Raw genomic sequence first — 12,820 nt, forward strand, 5'->3', positions numbered from 1 at the left:
GGTGTTCGACAGCCTCAACGTCGCCGGGTCCGGCCTGCTCGCCCACCGCAAGTGGCTGGACGCCGTCTCGGACAACATCTCGAACATCAACACGGTGACCAGCGCCGACGAGGACGCCTTCCAGGAGCGGTTCATCGTCGCGCAGGCCGTCGACTACGGCTCCGGGGAGGGCGGCGTGCGCGTGGCCCGGGCCGAGTTCGGCAGCGCCGAGGGCCGGCTGGTGCACGAGCCGGACAACCCGCTGGCCGACGCCGAGGGCTACGTCAGGTACCCCGACATCGACCTCGGTGAGCAGATGACCAACCTGATCATGGCCCAGCGCGGCTACCAGGCGAACCTCGCGACCATGGAGCGGGCGACGAACGCCTACCAGGCCGCCCTGCAGCTCGGGAAGGGCTCATGACCTCGCCCATCGGGGGCATCTCGTTCCCCACCGTGCCGACCCCGGTCATCGGCGACGTCGCCGCGATCTCCGAGCCGACCGCCGGCACGTCCGCGGTCTCCGGCTCCGGCTTCGCCGACGTCCTGACCTCGGCGCTGGACCAGGTCGCGTCAGCGCAGTCCGCGTCGAACGACCTCGCCGTCCAGGCCGCCACCGGCGACCTGCGCGACGTGCACGACTACATGATCGCCGCCAACGAGGCGAAGCTCGCCACCGAGATGGTCGTGACCATCAAGAACAAGGCGGTTGAGGCCTTCACCGAGATCATGAGGATGCCGGTCTGATGCCTGCCGCCCTCGCCGGGCCGCTGGAGCGGATCCGCTCCACGCTGTCCACGATCAGCCTCGGCCAGAAGGTCGTCATCGGCCTCCTGGTCGTCGGGCTGCTCCTCGGCGGGTTCTTCTTCGTCCGGTGGAGCACCGCACCGACGATGGCGCCACTGTTCTCCAACCTGGCCTCGACCGACGCCTCGGCGATCGTCGACGAGCTCAACGCCTCGGGCGTCGCCTACGAGCTCGCCGACGGCGGCGGGACGATCATGGTCCCCAACGACCAGGTCTACGACCTGCGGCTGTCGATGAGCGGCAAGGGCCTGCCCGCCGGTTCCGACACCGGGTACGCGCTGCTCGAGGAGCAGGGCATCACCACCAGCGAGTTCCAGCAGCAGGTCTCCTACCAGCGCGCCCTGGAGGGGGAGCTGGCCAAGACCCTGGAGGCGCTGGAGGGCGTCCGGTCCGCGGTGGTGCACGTGGCGCTGCCCGAGGACGAGGTCTTCGTCTCCGACGAGAAGGAGCCCACCGCCTCGGTGCTGCTCGACCTCGCGCCCGGCACCACCCTCAGCGGCGAGCAGATCCAGGCGGTGACGAACCTGGTCTCCTCCAGCATCGAGGGCATGGAGGCCGACCAGGTCACCGTCGCGGACTCGACCGGTGCGGTGCTCTCGGCACCCGGCCAGGGCGTGACGGCCGCCGCCGGCGACGCGCGGTCGCAGCTCGAGCAGGAGTACGAGGCGCGGCTGGCGGGCAACGCGCAGACCATCCTCGACCGCGTCCTCGGCCCCGGCAACGCCCAGGTGTCGGTGCGCGCCGACCTCGACCTGAACCAGCGCGACACCACCTCCAAGACCTACACCTACGAGGACGGCACCCCGCCGATCTCGGAGAGCACGACGACCGAGGAGTACACGGGCAGCGGCGCCACCGTCGGCGGCGTGCTGGGCCCGGAGAACACCGCGGACGCCGGTGGGAACGGCGACTCGGCCTACAACAAGGAGTCGACCACCTCGAACAACGCCGTCGGGGAGACCGTCGAGACGGTCACCGGCGCACCGGGGGCCATCAACCGGCTCACCGTCTCGGTCGTCATGGACCAGGCGGTCGCCGGCAACCTCAACCAGAACCAGGTCCAGGACCTGATCGGCAACGCCGTCGGTCTCGACCCGGCGCGCGGTGACGACATCACCGTCGCCTCCATGGCCTTCGACACGACCGCCGCCGACCAGGCCGCCGCCGAGCTCGAGGCCGCTCAGGAGGCCGAGCGGCAGGCGCAGATGTGGTCGATGATCAAGACCGGTGGCATCGCCCTGGGCATCGCCCTGCTCGTGCTCGTCGTCTGGCTGCGCTCGCGCCGCCGGCAGGACGCCGAGGAGGACTATGAGCCGCTGGAGCTGCCCGACGACGTGATGGCCGAGCTCGACCGGATCCGCATCGAGAGCACCCGCGAGATCCCGGTCGACAGCGCCCAGGCCGAGCTCGAGGCGGCCGAGCGGGCCCGGGTGCGCGGCGAGATCGCCACGATGGTGAGCGAGAAGCCCGACGAGGTCGCGGCCATGCTCCGCGGGTGGCTCAGTGAGAGTGGGAGCAAGGCATGACGCTGGCCAGTGTGGAGCAGATGGCCGGCGTGGTGCCGGCCGCCGCCCAGACCGCCGTCCTGCCGGCGGTGCGGCAGCGCCCGGAGATGCCCGGCGTCCGCAAGGCGGCGGTCTTCATCGCGCAGCTGAGCAAGGACGAGGCCGGCGCGCTGCTGGCCAAGATGCGCCCGCGGGAGGTCGAGCAGATCACCCGCGAGCTGATGAAGCTCGGCACGGTGGAGGCCGACGACGTCGACGGCGTCCTCGAGGAGTTCCACCACCTCATGAGCGCGCAGCGGTTCGTGGGGCGCGGCGGCGTGGACTTCGCCCGCGAGATCCTCGCCGCGGGCCTGGGCGAGGAGAAGGCCGACGGCATCCTCTCCCGGCTCAACGTCGTCTACACCGAGGTGCCCTTCGCCTCGCTGCGCAACGTCGACGTGCGCCAGCTGGTCACCTTCCTCAAGGACGAGCACCCGCAGACCATCGCCCTGGTGCTGGCCCACCTGACGGCGGCGCAGTCCGCCGAGGTGCTCTCCGGGTTCGCCCCCGAGCAGCAGGCCGCGGTCGCCCACCGGATCGCGACGATGGACCGCACCTCGCCGGAGATGGTCCGGCTGGTCGAGGAGGAGCTCGGCCGGCGCATGGGCTCGCTGCTCGCGCACCAGGACATGAGCACGGTCGGCGGTGTCGAGACCCTCGTGGAGATCATCAACCGCTCGCCGCGCCCGACCGAGCGGTCGATCCTCGAGTGGCTGGACAGCACCGACCCCGAGCTCGCCGAGCAGGTCCGGGCCCAGATGTTCGTGTTCGAGGACATCGTCACCATCGACGACCGCTCGCTGCAGCTGGTGCTCCGCGAGGTCGAGGCCAACGACCTGGCCACCGCGCTCAAGGGCGTGCGCCCCGACGTGCGCGACAAGGTGGTCCGCAACCTCTCCGAGCGCGCCGCGGAGAACCTCGCGGAGGAGATCGAGCTGCTCGGCCCGGTGCGCACGCGGACGGTCGAGGAGGCCCAGGCCAAGGTCGTCGGCGTCATCCGGACCCTCGAGGAGCAGGGCGCCCTGACGATCTCGCGCGGTGGCGACGATGACTTCGTCTCGTGACGACAGCCGCGGGAGCATCGCAGCGAGGAACGAGCGAGGAGCGGACCGCCGCGCGGAGTCACGACAGATGACACGGCCTGAGGCCGCGGCCCCGGGCGTCCCTGCGGCGTCGGGGCGCCGGCAGCCCCGGGAGTCGGCGCTCCTGCGCGGGGACACGGCGGCCAAGCCGGCGCCCTACACGCGCGCGGTCCCGGTGCAGCCGACCGGCGAGCGGCGGACCACGGTCCGCCGGGCCGCGGACATGCCGGTGCCGGCCAACCGGAGCTCGTTCCGGCTCGGTGACGTCTACGCCGAGGAGCTGGCCCGGCTGCGCGAGCACGCCCGCCGGGAGGGCTTCGCCGCCGGGCACGCGGAGGGTGTGCTGGCCGCCGAGAGCGTCGTCGCCGAGGCCGAGCGCGCCGCCGAGGAGCGGCTCGCCGAGGTGCAGGCCCGGTGGGAGCGGCGGCTGGTCTCGGCCACCGCGGCACTGGGCGCGGCGGTCACCCAGCTCGAGGAGGCCGCGCTGCCGGTGGCCGAGGACGTCCGCGACTCGGTCATCTCCATCGTGCTCACCCTCGTCGAGGACCTCCTCTGCCGGGAGCTCGCGATCGCCGACTCCCCCGCGCTCGACGCCGTCCGGCGGGCGCTGACCCTGTGCCCGGCCGACGCGCCGACCGTCGTCCGCCTGCACCCCGACGACCTCCGGGAGATCCCCGCCGAGGCGCTGGCCGAGCTGCCCGACACCGTCCGGGTCGTCGCCGACGTCGCGGTGGAGCGGGCCGGTGCGATCGCCGAGACCGGCCCCTCCCGCGTCGACGCCCAGCTCGGCACCGCGCTGCAGCGGGTCCGGGCGGTGCTCGCCCCGTGAGTGTCGGACTGCTCGACCGCGCGCGGGCCGCAGCCCGCCCGGAGCTGACCGGACAGGTCGTCGGTGCCATGGGCCTGACCCTGGCGGTGGAGGGCATCGTCGCCGCCGTCGGCGACCTGGTGGAGGTCAACCCGGGGCCCCGGGGGCTGCTCGGCGAGGTCGTCGCGGTCACCCGCGACCGGTTGACCTGCATGCCGCTCGGCGAGCTGTCGGGCGTGCACTCCGGCGCCCCGGTGCGCGCCACCGGCATGCCGCTGCAGGTGCCGGTCGGCGAGGCGCTGCTGGGCCGCGTCCTCGACGGCCTCGGCCGGCCGGTGGACGGGGGCCCGCCGCTGGACGCCGGGCTGGAGTTCGTCGACCTGTCCAGCGAGACCCCGCACCCGCTCGCGCGCAGCCGGGTGGCCGAGCCGCTCACCTCCGGCGTCCGGGTCCTCGACACGATGGTCCCGATCGGCAAGGGACAGCGGCTGGGCATCTTCGCCGGCTCCGGCGTGGGAAAGTCCACGCTGCTGGCCCAGATCACCCGGGGCACCGACGCCGACGTGCGGGTCATCGGCCTGATCGGCGAGCGTGGCCGCGAGGTCAAGGAGTTCCTCGAGGAGAACCTCGGGCCCGAGGGGATGGCGCGCACCGTCGTCGTGGTCGCCACCTCCGACGAGCCCCCGCTGGTGCGGCTCAAGGCCGCGTTCGTCGCCACCCGCATCGCCGAGGGGTTCCGCGACCAGGGCCGCGACGTCCTGCTGCTCATGGACTCCATCACCCGGACGGCGATGGCCCAGCGCGAGGTCGGGCTCTCCGCCGGGGAGCCGCCGGCGACCCGGGGCTACCCGCCGAGCGTGTTCGCGATGATGCCGCGGCTGCTGGAGAAGGCCGGCACGGCCGCCACCGGGTCGATCACCGGGCTCTACACCGTCCTCGTCGACGGCGACGACCACAACGAGCCGATCGCCGACACCGCCCGCTCCATCCTCGACGGGCACGTCGTGCTCACCCGCAAGCTGGCCACCGCGGGGCACTTCCCGGCCATCGACGTCCTCGAGTCGATCTCGCGGGTCGCCGGGGCGGTGGTCCCGCCGGCGCAGATGGCCGACGCCCGCGAGATCCGGCGGCTGATGGGCGCCCTGCGCGACGTCAAGGAGCTCATCGAGATCGGCGCCTACCAGGCCGGCTCGGACCCGCTCATCGACCGGGCCCGGCAGCTGGCCCCGGCGATCGAGTCCTTCCTCCAGCAGTCCACCGGCGAGCTGACCCCGGCGGCCGAGGCCTGGGCCTGGCTGAACCGCATCATCCGGTCGGCGTGAGAGCCACGACCGGGAGCCCGGCGTGAAGCGGGCGGCGTTCCGGCTGCAGCCGGTCCTGGAGCTCCGCCGCACCGAGGAGCGCACCGCCGCCCTGGCGGCCGCCGAGGCAGCGCGCGCGGCGGCCGAGGCCGACCGGCGGGCCACCGAGGCCGAGGCGGCGCTGTCCTCCGCCGTGCCCGCGGGTCCCACCTCCCCCGGCGCGTTCCGCGCCGCCATGGTGCTGGCGCGGGTGGCGGCGGAGGACGCGGCGTCCGCCCGCGCCCTGGCCACCGCCTCCGCCGAGCAGGCCGAACTGGTGCGCGCCGCCTGGACGGCGGCCGCCCAGCGGACCAAGGGCCTGGAGCGGTTGCGGGAACGGCACGTGCAGACGGTGCGACTGGCCGAGCAGGCTGCCGAGGAGAGGACCGTGGACGACCTCGTGACCGGCCGCTCCGGCCGCCGCGCCCCCGCCGAGGAGGGGCCGTGGACGGACTGACCCAGGTGCAGGCCCGGATCAGCGAGATCCAGGCCCGCTTCGCGGCACCCGTCCGCACGTCGACGAGCGCCGCCTGGACGACGGCCGCCACCGCCGCCGGCCTCACCGCCACCGCGGCGACGGCGCCGACCGCTGCCGGCACCGCGTCGGCGGCCTCCGAGCAGGCCGTCGTCGCCGAGGCACGGAAGCACCTCGGCGTCCCCTACCTCTGGGGCGGGACCGACCCGGCGAAGGGGCTGGACTGCTCCGGGCTCGTCCAGCGGGTCTACGGCGACCTCGGCGTCGACCTGCCCCGGACCAGCGCGCAGCAGGCCACCACCGGCACCGCGGTCGCCTCGCTGGCCGACGCCCGCCCCGGCGACCTGGTCTTCTTCGACCACTCCTCCCGGCCCGGCATCGACCACGTCGGGATCTACATCGGCGACGGGGAGATGATCGCCGCGCCCCAGGAGGGCGAGACGGTGAAGGTGCAGTCGGTCGGCGACCCGGCCGTCATCCGCCGCGTGCTCCCCGCGCAGACCACGGCGGCCGCGACCGCGTCGAGCGGCTCCCTGGCCGGCGTCCCCTACGCGAACCTCTTCTCCGCGGCCGGCGCCCGGCACGGCGTCGACCCCGCGCTGCTGGCGGCGGTCGCGTCGCAGGAGTCCGGCTTCGACGCCTCGGCGGTCTCCCCCGCCGGCGCCCAGGGGCTCATGCAGTTCATGCCGGCGACCGCGCAGGGGCTCGGCGTCGATGCGTTCGACCCGGCGTCGGCCGTCGACGGCGCCGCCCGCTACCTCCGCCAGCTCACCGACCAGTTCGGCTCCACCGACCTGGCCCTGGCCGCCTACAACGCCGGACCGGGCACGGTGCGCCGCTACGGCGGCATCCCGCCCTACGCCGAGACCCAGGACTACGTCCGTTCCGTGACCAGCAAGGCGGAGGCCTACCGATGACCTCACCCGTGATGGCGGCTCCCCCGCCCGCGGCCCCGGCCGCCGCACCGGCGGGGTCCCCCGGCGGGGGCGAGCGGTTCGCCTCCGCCCTGGACGACGCGGTCGCCGGTGGCCAGGGGCGCGCCGGCGGGCAGGACGCGGCCGGTGAGCCGGACGCCGCACCGGCGGAGACGGCGGCGCAGACCCCCGATCCCGACGACCCGGCACCGGCCGAGCCCCCCGTGGTCCCCGCCGGGATGCCGCCCGGGCTGTGGGCGCTGCTGACCGGTCTGGGCCCCGCTGTGCCCGCCGCGCAGGCGGCTCCGGCCTCCGGGGTCCCCGCGGTGGCGGGCGCGGTCGTGACCGCCGGTGCGGGGACCGGTCCCGGCGGCGTCCCGGCGGGCTCGGTGCCGGGAAGCGCCACCGTCCCGGGCACCGCCTCCGACGCCGCCGTGCTGTCCGGTGTCCCGACGGGCGCCGCCGCGCTCCCCGGCGGAGCGGGGACGTCGACCGCCGTGCCCGCTGCGGGACTCCCCGCAGCGACGGACGTCCTGCCGTCCGGCGCCGCGGGTCCCGGCGCCGCGGGTCCCGGCGCCGCGGGTGCCGCCGCCCTCCCGGTTCCCGGTCTCGTGGTCGTCGCCGCGGCCGCGCCCGACGCCGGCGCGGAGCCGCTCCCCGTGCCGGCCGCTCCCGCGGCGCCGGCGCCCGCCGAGGCGCCGGCTGCGCCGGCCCCGGTCCCCGCGGCGCCCGCCTCACCCGTCGAGGACGACGCCCCGGCGGCCGCACCGGTCACCGGCGCGGCGCCCGCACCCGCCCCGGTCGCCGCGGCCGCACCGAGCGTGGGCCCGGCGGCCGACGCCGGGTCCCCGCCGGTGGGCACGCAGGTCGCCTCGCACGTCGCCGTCCTCCGCAACGGACCCGACGGCGTGCACACGATGACCGTCGTCCTCACCCCGGAGACCCTCGGCACCGTCGAGGTGCAGGTGACCCTCACCCACGGCTCTGTCGACCTGGCCCTCCGCGGCGCGACCGAGGCCGGCCGGGCCGCCCTGCTCGACGCCCTGCCCGACCTGCGCCGCGACCTGCAGAACGCCGGTCTCAGCTGCACCAACGCCTCGGTCGACCGGGACCCCGGCACCGCCTGGACTCCCGGCCAGCAGCAGCCCGGCGGCGACCGGGCCGGCCAGCAGGGCTCGCCCGACGGCCGCGGCCGCCCGTGGCTGCGCACCCCCGAGGGCGACGGCCGGCCGGTCGCCGGCCCCCCTGCCACCACCACCGCGTCCGGCCTGGACGTCCGGGTCTGAGAGGAGTCGACCGACCATGACCGATCCCGTCGGCGGGACGGGGGGCATCCCCACCACGCCCGCGACCACGTCGGTGACCCGCACCGACCAGATGGACAAGGACGTGTTCCTCAAGCTCCTGGTCGCGCAGATGCGCTACCAGGACCCGAGCAACCCCAGCAGCACGACCGAGTTCATGGCGCAGACCGCGACGTTCACCCAGGTCGAGAAGCTGGAGCAGCTGGCCACCCAGAACGCCGAGTTGCTCAGCCTGCAGCGCTCACTGAGCGCCGGAGCACTGGTCGGCCACGCGGTCAGCTACACCGCCGAGGACGGCACCACGGTGACCGGCACGGTGAGCTCGGTGCGCTTCGCCGGCGACGAGGAACCCGCGGCCGTCGTGGGCGGGGTCACCGTCCCGCTCGGCCGGCTGACCGAGGTCGCCCTGCCCTCCTCCGACTGACCCCGACCGACCCCGACCGACTCCCCCCTGCCGCTGGTCCCCCGCGAGGACCGACCCCACCCCGAGGAGCCCCTCCCGTGCTGCGATCCATGTTCTCCGCGATCTCGGGCCTGCGCGCCCACCAGACCAAGCTCGACGTGACCGGCAACAACATCGCCAACGTCAACACCGTGGGCTTCAAGGGCAGCCAGACCGTCTTCGAGGACACCCTGTCCCAGGTGCTGAGCAACGGCGGCGCCCCGACCGCCGAGCGCGGTGGCACCAACCCCGCCCAGGTGGGTCTCGGCGTGAAGGTCGCCGGCATCACGACCAACTTCGGGCAGGGCTCGACCCAGAACACCGGGCGCTCCACCGACTTCCTCATCAGCGGCGACGGGTTCTTCGTGACCTCGGCCGGCAACGAGCAGACCTACACCCGGGCCGGGTCGTTCAGCTTCGACGGCAGCGGCAAGCTGGTCACGCCGGACGGCGCGGTGCTGCAGGGCTGGACGGCCCGGGCCGACGGCACGGTCGACACCAACGGCGCCATCGGCGACCTGTCGGTGCCCTACGGCCAGGTCATGCCGCCCAAGGCCTCCCGGGAGGGCGGCATCCGGGGCAACCTGTCCAGCGCCGCGGCGGGCGGGACGGCCGTCCAGTCGCAGATCACCATGTACGACGCCCTGGGCAAGGCCCACCAGATCAGCGCCACGTTCACCAAGGACACGACGGTCGCCAACCGCTGGTCGGTGTCCCTGACCGACGAGACCGGCGCCACCCTCGTCACCTCGCCGGCCGCCCCGGTCATCAACTTCAACGCGACCACGGGCGCCCCGAGCCTGAACACCCTCACCTTCACGCCGAGCGCCACGATGGCCGCCAGCTGGCCCGGTCCGGTCACCGTGGACATCAGCGAGGTCAGCCAGTTCGGCTCGGCCAGCTCCCTGGTCCCCACCGAGCAGGACGGCTACGCCCCCGGCACCCTGCAGTCGTTCTCGCTGAGCGCGGACGGCACCATCGTCGGCGTCTACTCCAACAGCCTGCGCCAGAACATCGGCCAGCTGGCCCTGGCCACCTTCGCCAACCCCGCGGGTCTGGAGAAGGCCGGCAACTCCTCGTTCCGGGTGGGCAACAACTCCGGGACCGCCGTCGTCGGCCGCGCCGGGGCCGGCGGCGCGGGCACGCTCACCGCGGGGGCGCTGGAGATGTCCAACGTCGACCTGGCCGAGGAGTTCACCGGGCTGATCGTCGCCCAGCGCGGCTTCCAGGCGAACAGCCGTGTCATCACCAGCTCCGACGAGGTGCTGCAGGACCTGGTCAACCTCAAGCGCTAGTAGGAGGACCCCGTCCTCCCCACCCCTCGCACGCTCGGGGCGGTGCCCTGGACGGGGCCGGGGCCCTGGAGGGAGACGTCCCAGCAGGTCACCCAGCGGCCCGGTCCCTCCTCGGAGGGGCCGGGCCGTCGTGCGTGCGGCGGCGTCGCTCGCCCCGCGCGCCACACCGTTCCCGCAGCTCACCCCCGGGGGTGAGGCGCCCCGTTCGGCTCAAGCCGGGTCGCCGCGACGCCGATGACAACACACAGCCGGGCAGCGACGCCGCGTGCGGCCGCCCTCCCCTCCCCGACCGATCCGTGAGGACCACCCCGTGATCCGTGTGACGCGCCTGAACGGAGAGCGGTTCGCGCTCAACCCCGACCTCGTCGAGAGGGTCGAGGGCCACCCCGACACCGTCGTCTTCCTCGTCGACGGGACGAGGTACGTCGTGGCGGAGAGCGTCGACGACGTCCTCGACGAGATCCGCGAGTACCGGGCGAGCATCCTCGCCACCGCCTACGAGATGGACCGCGGCACCTACCGCTCCTCGTCCCGTCCGGCGGAGGGCGACGCCAGCGCCTCCGTCGTCCCCTTCCCTGCCCGCGAGGAGCGCTGACCCGTGGATCCGGCCACTCTCATCGGCTTCGTCGTCTCGCTCGTCGCCCTCCTGGTCTTCATGGTCCTGGAGGGTTCCGACCCGACCTCGCTGCTGTTCCTCCCCGCGATCGTCCTGGTCATCGTGGCGACCTTCGGTGCGGCGATGTCCAGCCAGACGATGGGCGACCTCAAGAAGATGCCGGGCTGGTTCAAGATGGCGGTGGTGCCGGCCAAGGTGCCGCCGGCCACCGAGCAGATCCAGACGCTGGTCGGCCTCGCCGAGAAGGCCCGCAAGGAGGGCCTGCTCGCACTCGAGGCCCAGGTCAAGGCGATCGAGGACCCGTTCCTCAAGCGCGGCCTCCAGATGGGCATCGACGGCACCGACCCCGAGCAGCTGCGCGGCGTCCTGGAGAGCGAGATCGCGGCCAAGAAGGCCGAGGACAAGGTCGCCGCCAAGTTCATGAACGCCATGGGCGGCTACGCGCCGACCATCGGCATCGTCGGCTGCATCGTCGGCCTGATGAACGTCATGGCCAACCTCGACGACCCGTCGTCGCTCGGCCCGATGATCGCCTCCGCGTTCGTCGCCACGCTGTGGGGCGTCATGGCCGCGAACTTCTGGTTCCTGCCGATGGGCGCCAAGATCCTGCGGGTCAGCGAGCTGCAGGCCGCGCAGATGGAGATGCTCGTCGAGGGCATCGCCGAGATCCAGGCCGGCACCAGCCCGCGCGCGGTCCGCCAGAAGCTGATCTCCCTCGTGCCGCCGAGCGAGCAGGCCAAGGAGGCGGCGTGAGCGGGCTCGCGGGCTCATCCCGGGAGGAGCTGTGAGCTCCGGCGGCCACGGCCGCCGTCGCGGCAAGAAGCACGAGGAGGAGGAGCACGAGAACCACGAGCGGTGGATGGTGTCCTACGCCGACATGCTGACGCTGCTCTTCGTGCTGTTCGTGGTGCTCTTCGCGATGAGCCAGGTGGACAAGGACAAGTTCGCCGCCCTCGCCAAGGGCCTGTCCGAGAGCCTCGGCGGCCCGATCGCCGTGCAGCCCGGGCCGACGCCGGAGGGGTCGGTGCTCGACGGCCTGCCCGGCGCGGTCGACATCGCCTCGGCGATCGCCCCGGACCAGACCGTCGAGCAGGCCGAGGTCGACGCCGCCGCCGCGCAGGCCGCCCTCGCCGAGTCCCAGCGCGTCGCGAGCGAGGCGCAGGCCGAGTACGACGAGCTGGCCGCCGCCCGCGACCGGATCGAGTCGGCGCTGCGGATGGCCGGCCACGAGGGCGCGGCCCGCTTCGAGATCGACGAGCGCGGCCTGGTCGTGCACATCGTCGCCGACCAGGTCCTCTTCGACGCCGAGGAGGCCGTGCTCCGGCCGGAGGGGCGGACGGTCCTCGACGCGATCGCCCCCACCCTGCGGGCCCTGCCCAACGACCTCGGCGTCGAGGGCCACGCGAACCACCTGCCGGTCACCCCCGGCGGTCCGTGGCCGTCGAACTGGGAGCTGTCGGCCTACCGCGCGACCACCGTCGTCCGGTACCTGGCCGGGGACGGCGTCCCGCAGGAGCGGATGGCCGCCAACGGCTACTCCGACACCCGGCCGCTGGTGCCCGACACCGACCCGAACGCGGTCACCGTGAACCGCCGCGTGGACGTGGTGGTCCTGTCCGACGCCTCCGCGGAGGCCAACCAGTTGCTGCCCGGCCTGGACGCCGGAGCCCAGGAGGAGACCCATGGCTGAGAAGACCAAGAAGACCGAGGAGACGCCCGAGGACGGCGAGGCCACGGGCGGTGGCAAGAAGAAGCTGCTGGTCATCGGGCTGGTGGCGGTCCTCGCCCTCGCCGGCGCGGCGTACTTCTTCCTGTTCGCCGGCAGCGGCGAGGCCGCGGCCGAGGAGCCGGTGGCCGGGGAGGTCCTCCCGCTGGACCCGATCGCGGTCAACCTCGCCGGCGGCGGGTACCTCAAGGTCGGCATCGCGCTGCAGCTCACCGAGGCCGCCGCGAGCGGTGGCCACGGAGGCGCGAGCGTCGACGGCTCCAAGGCCCTCGACCTGGTGATCGCCACCTTCTCGCAGGCCCAGCCCGCCGACGTGACCGGTGCCCGGGACGCGCTCAAGGAGGCCCTCGAGCACAAGATCGTCGAGGCCTACGCCGAGGACGGCCACGAGGTGGTCATGGGCATCTACCTGACCGAGTACGTCACCCAGTGACGCCGGGGGCGGCCCCGTCCGACCCCAGCCGTCACAGCAGTCCCACCCGTCCGCC

The 12,820-nt window shown here is 74.1% G+C and carries 15 protein-coding genes; all 15 read left to right on the plus strand.

Annotated elements, in window-relative coordinates:
* The first annotated feature begins 1 nt into the window (after nt 1).
* Nucleotides 2-403 (plus strand): flagellar basal body rod protein FlgC, encoded by a 402-nt coding sequence (flgC, locus tag ACI79I_RS05520; RefSeq protein WP_456991282.1) that lies wholly within the window; start codon nt 2-4, stop codon nt 401-403.
* Nucleotides 400-726 carry a flagellar hook-basal body complex protein FliE gene (gene fliE, locus ACI79I_RS05525; protein WP_456991283.1) on the plus strand — a complete coding sequence of 109 codons (327 nt, stop codon included), beginning with the start codon at nt 400-402 and terminating at the stop codon, nt 724-726. The genes flgC and fliE overlap by 4 nt, the downstream gene beginning before the upstream one ends.
* Nucleotides 726-2,312, plus strand: coding sequence for a flagellar basal-body MS-ring/collar protein FliF (gene fliF, locus ACI79I_RS05530; RefSeq protein ID WP_456991285.1), 1,587 nt, complete (start codon nt 726-728; stop codon nt 2,310-2,312). The genes fliE and fliF overlap by 1 nt, the downstream gene beginning before the upstream one ends.
* Nucleotides 2,309-3,394, plus strand: a complete 1,086-nt coding sequence (fliG, locus tag ACI79I_RS05535) for a flagellar motor switch protein FliG (protein ID WP_456991286.1) — start codon at nt 2,309-2,311, stop codon at nt 3,392-3,394. The genes fliF and fliG overlap by 4 nt, the downstream gene beginning before the upstream one ends.
* 67 nt (nt 3,395-3,461) lie before the next feature.
* Complete coding sequence (locus ACI79I_RS05540; protein WP_456991287.1) at nt 3,462-4,241, plus strand: FliH/SctL family protein; 780 nt, start codon at nt 3,462-3,464, stop codon at nt 4,239-4,241.
* Nucleotides 4,238-5,542: a FliI/YscN family ATPase gene (locus tag ACI79I_RS05545; RefSeq protein ID WP_456991288.1), complete on the plus strand. Its 1,305-nt coding sequence runs from the start codon at nt 4,238-4,240 to the stop codon at nt 5,540-5,542. Before ACI79I_RS05540 ends, ACI79I_RS05545 begins: the two co-directional genes overlap by 4 nt.
* A 22-nt stretch (nt 5,543-5,564) precedes the next feature.
* Nucleotides 5,565-6,017, plus strand: a complete 453-nt coding sequence (locus ACI79I_RS05550) for a flagellar export protein FliJ (protein ID WP_456991289.1) — start codon at nt 5,565-5,567, stop codon at nt 6,015-6,017.
* Complete coding sequence (locus tag ACI79I_RS05555; protein WP_456991290.1) at nt 6,005-6,952, plus strand: transglycosylase SLT domain-containing protein; 948 nt, start codon at nt 6,005-6,007, stop codon at nt 6,950-6,952. The genes ACI79I_RS05550 and ACI79I_RS05555 overlap by 13 nt, the downstream gene beginning before the upstream one ends.
* Nucleotides 6,949-8,235, plus strand: a complete 1,287-nt coding sequence (locus ACI79I_RS05560) for a flagellar hook-length control protein FliK (RefSeq protein ID WP_456991291.1) — start codon at nt 6,949-6,951, stop codon at nt 8,233-8,235. Before ACI79I_RS05555 ends, ACI79I_RS05560 begins: the two co-directional genes overlap by 4 nt.
* Before the next feature lie 16 nt (nt 8,236-8,251).
* On the plus strand, nt 8,252-8,677 hold the full coding sequence (locus ACI79I_RS05565) for a flagellar hook capping FlgD N-terminal domain-containing protein (RefSeq protein WP_456991292.1): 426 nt from the start codon (nt 8,252-8,254) through the stop codon (nt 8,675-8,677).
* 77 nt (nt 8,678-8,754) lie between these two features.
* Nucleotides 8,755-9,990, plus strand: coding sequence for a flagellar hook protein FlgE (locus ACI79I_RS05570; protein WP_456991293.1), 1,236 nt, complete (start codon nt 8,755-8,757; stop codon nt 9,988-9,990).
* 310 nt (nt 9,991-10,300) lie between these two features.
* On the plus strand, nt 10,301-10,585 hold the full coding sequence (locus ACI79I_RS05575) for a flagellar FlbD family protein (protein WP_456991294.1): 285 nt from the start codon (nt 10,301-10,303) through the stop codon (nt 10,583-10,585).
* Nucleotides 10,586-10,588: 3 nt separating this feature from the next.
* Nucleotides 10,589-11,359 (plus strand): motility protein A, encoded by a 771-nt coding sequence (locus tag ACI79I_RS05580; protein WP_456991295.1) that lies wholly within the window; start codon nt 10,589-10,591, stop codon nt 11,357-11,359.
* 31 nt (nt 11,360-11,390) lie between these two features.
* Nucleotides 11,391-12,296, plus strand: a complete 906-nt coding sequence (locus ACI79I_RS05585) for a flagellar motor protein MotB (protein ID WP_456991297.1) — start codon at nt 11,391-11,393, stop codon at nt 12,294-12,296.
* Nucleotides 12,289-12,765, plus strand: a complete 477-nt coding sequence (locus tag ACI79I_RS05590) for a flagellar basal body-associated FliL family protein (RefSeq protein WP_456991298.1) — start codon at nt 12,289-12,291, stop codon at nt 12,763-12,765. Before ACI79I_RS05585 ends, ACI79I_RS05590 begins: the two co-directional genes overlap by 8 nt.
* Nucleotides 12,766-12,820 lie beyond the last annotated feature (55 nt).

The organism is Geodermatophilus sp. SYSU D01105 (assembly GCF_054050095.1).

Coding starts and splice junctions, on each gene's coding strand:
- fliE (WP_456991283.1), top strand. CDS start 400: ATGACCTCGCCCATCGGGGGCATCTCGTTCCCCACCGTGCCGACCCCG.
- fliF (WP_456991285.1), top strand. CDS start 726: ATGCCTGCCGCCCTCGCCGGGCCGCTGGAGCGGATCCGCTCCACGCTG.
- fliG (WP_456991286.1), top strand. CDS start 2,309: ATGACGCTGGCCAGTGTGGAGCAGATGGCCGGCGTGGTGCCGGCCGCC.
- ACI79I_RS05540 (WP_456991287.1), top strand. CDS start 3,462: ATGACACGGCCTGAGGCCGCGGCCCCGGGCGTCCCTGCGGCGTCGGGG.
- ACI79I_RS05560 (WP_456991291.1), top strand. CDS start 6,949: ATGACCTCACCCGTGATGGCGGCTCCCCCGCCCGCGGCCCCGGCCGCC.
- ACI79I_RS05565 (WP_456991292.1), top strand. CDS start 8,252: ATGACCGATCCCGTCGGCGGGACGGGGGGCATCCCCACCACGCCCGCG.
- ACI79I_RS05590 (WP_456991298.1), top strand. CDS start 12,289: ATGGCTGAGAAGACCAAGAAGACCGAGGAGACGCCCGAGGACGGCGAG.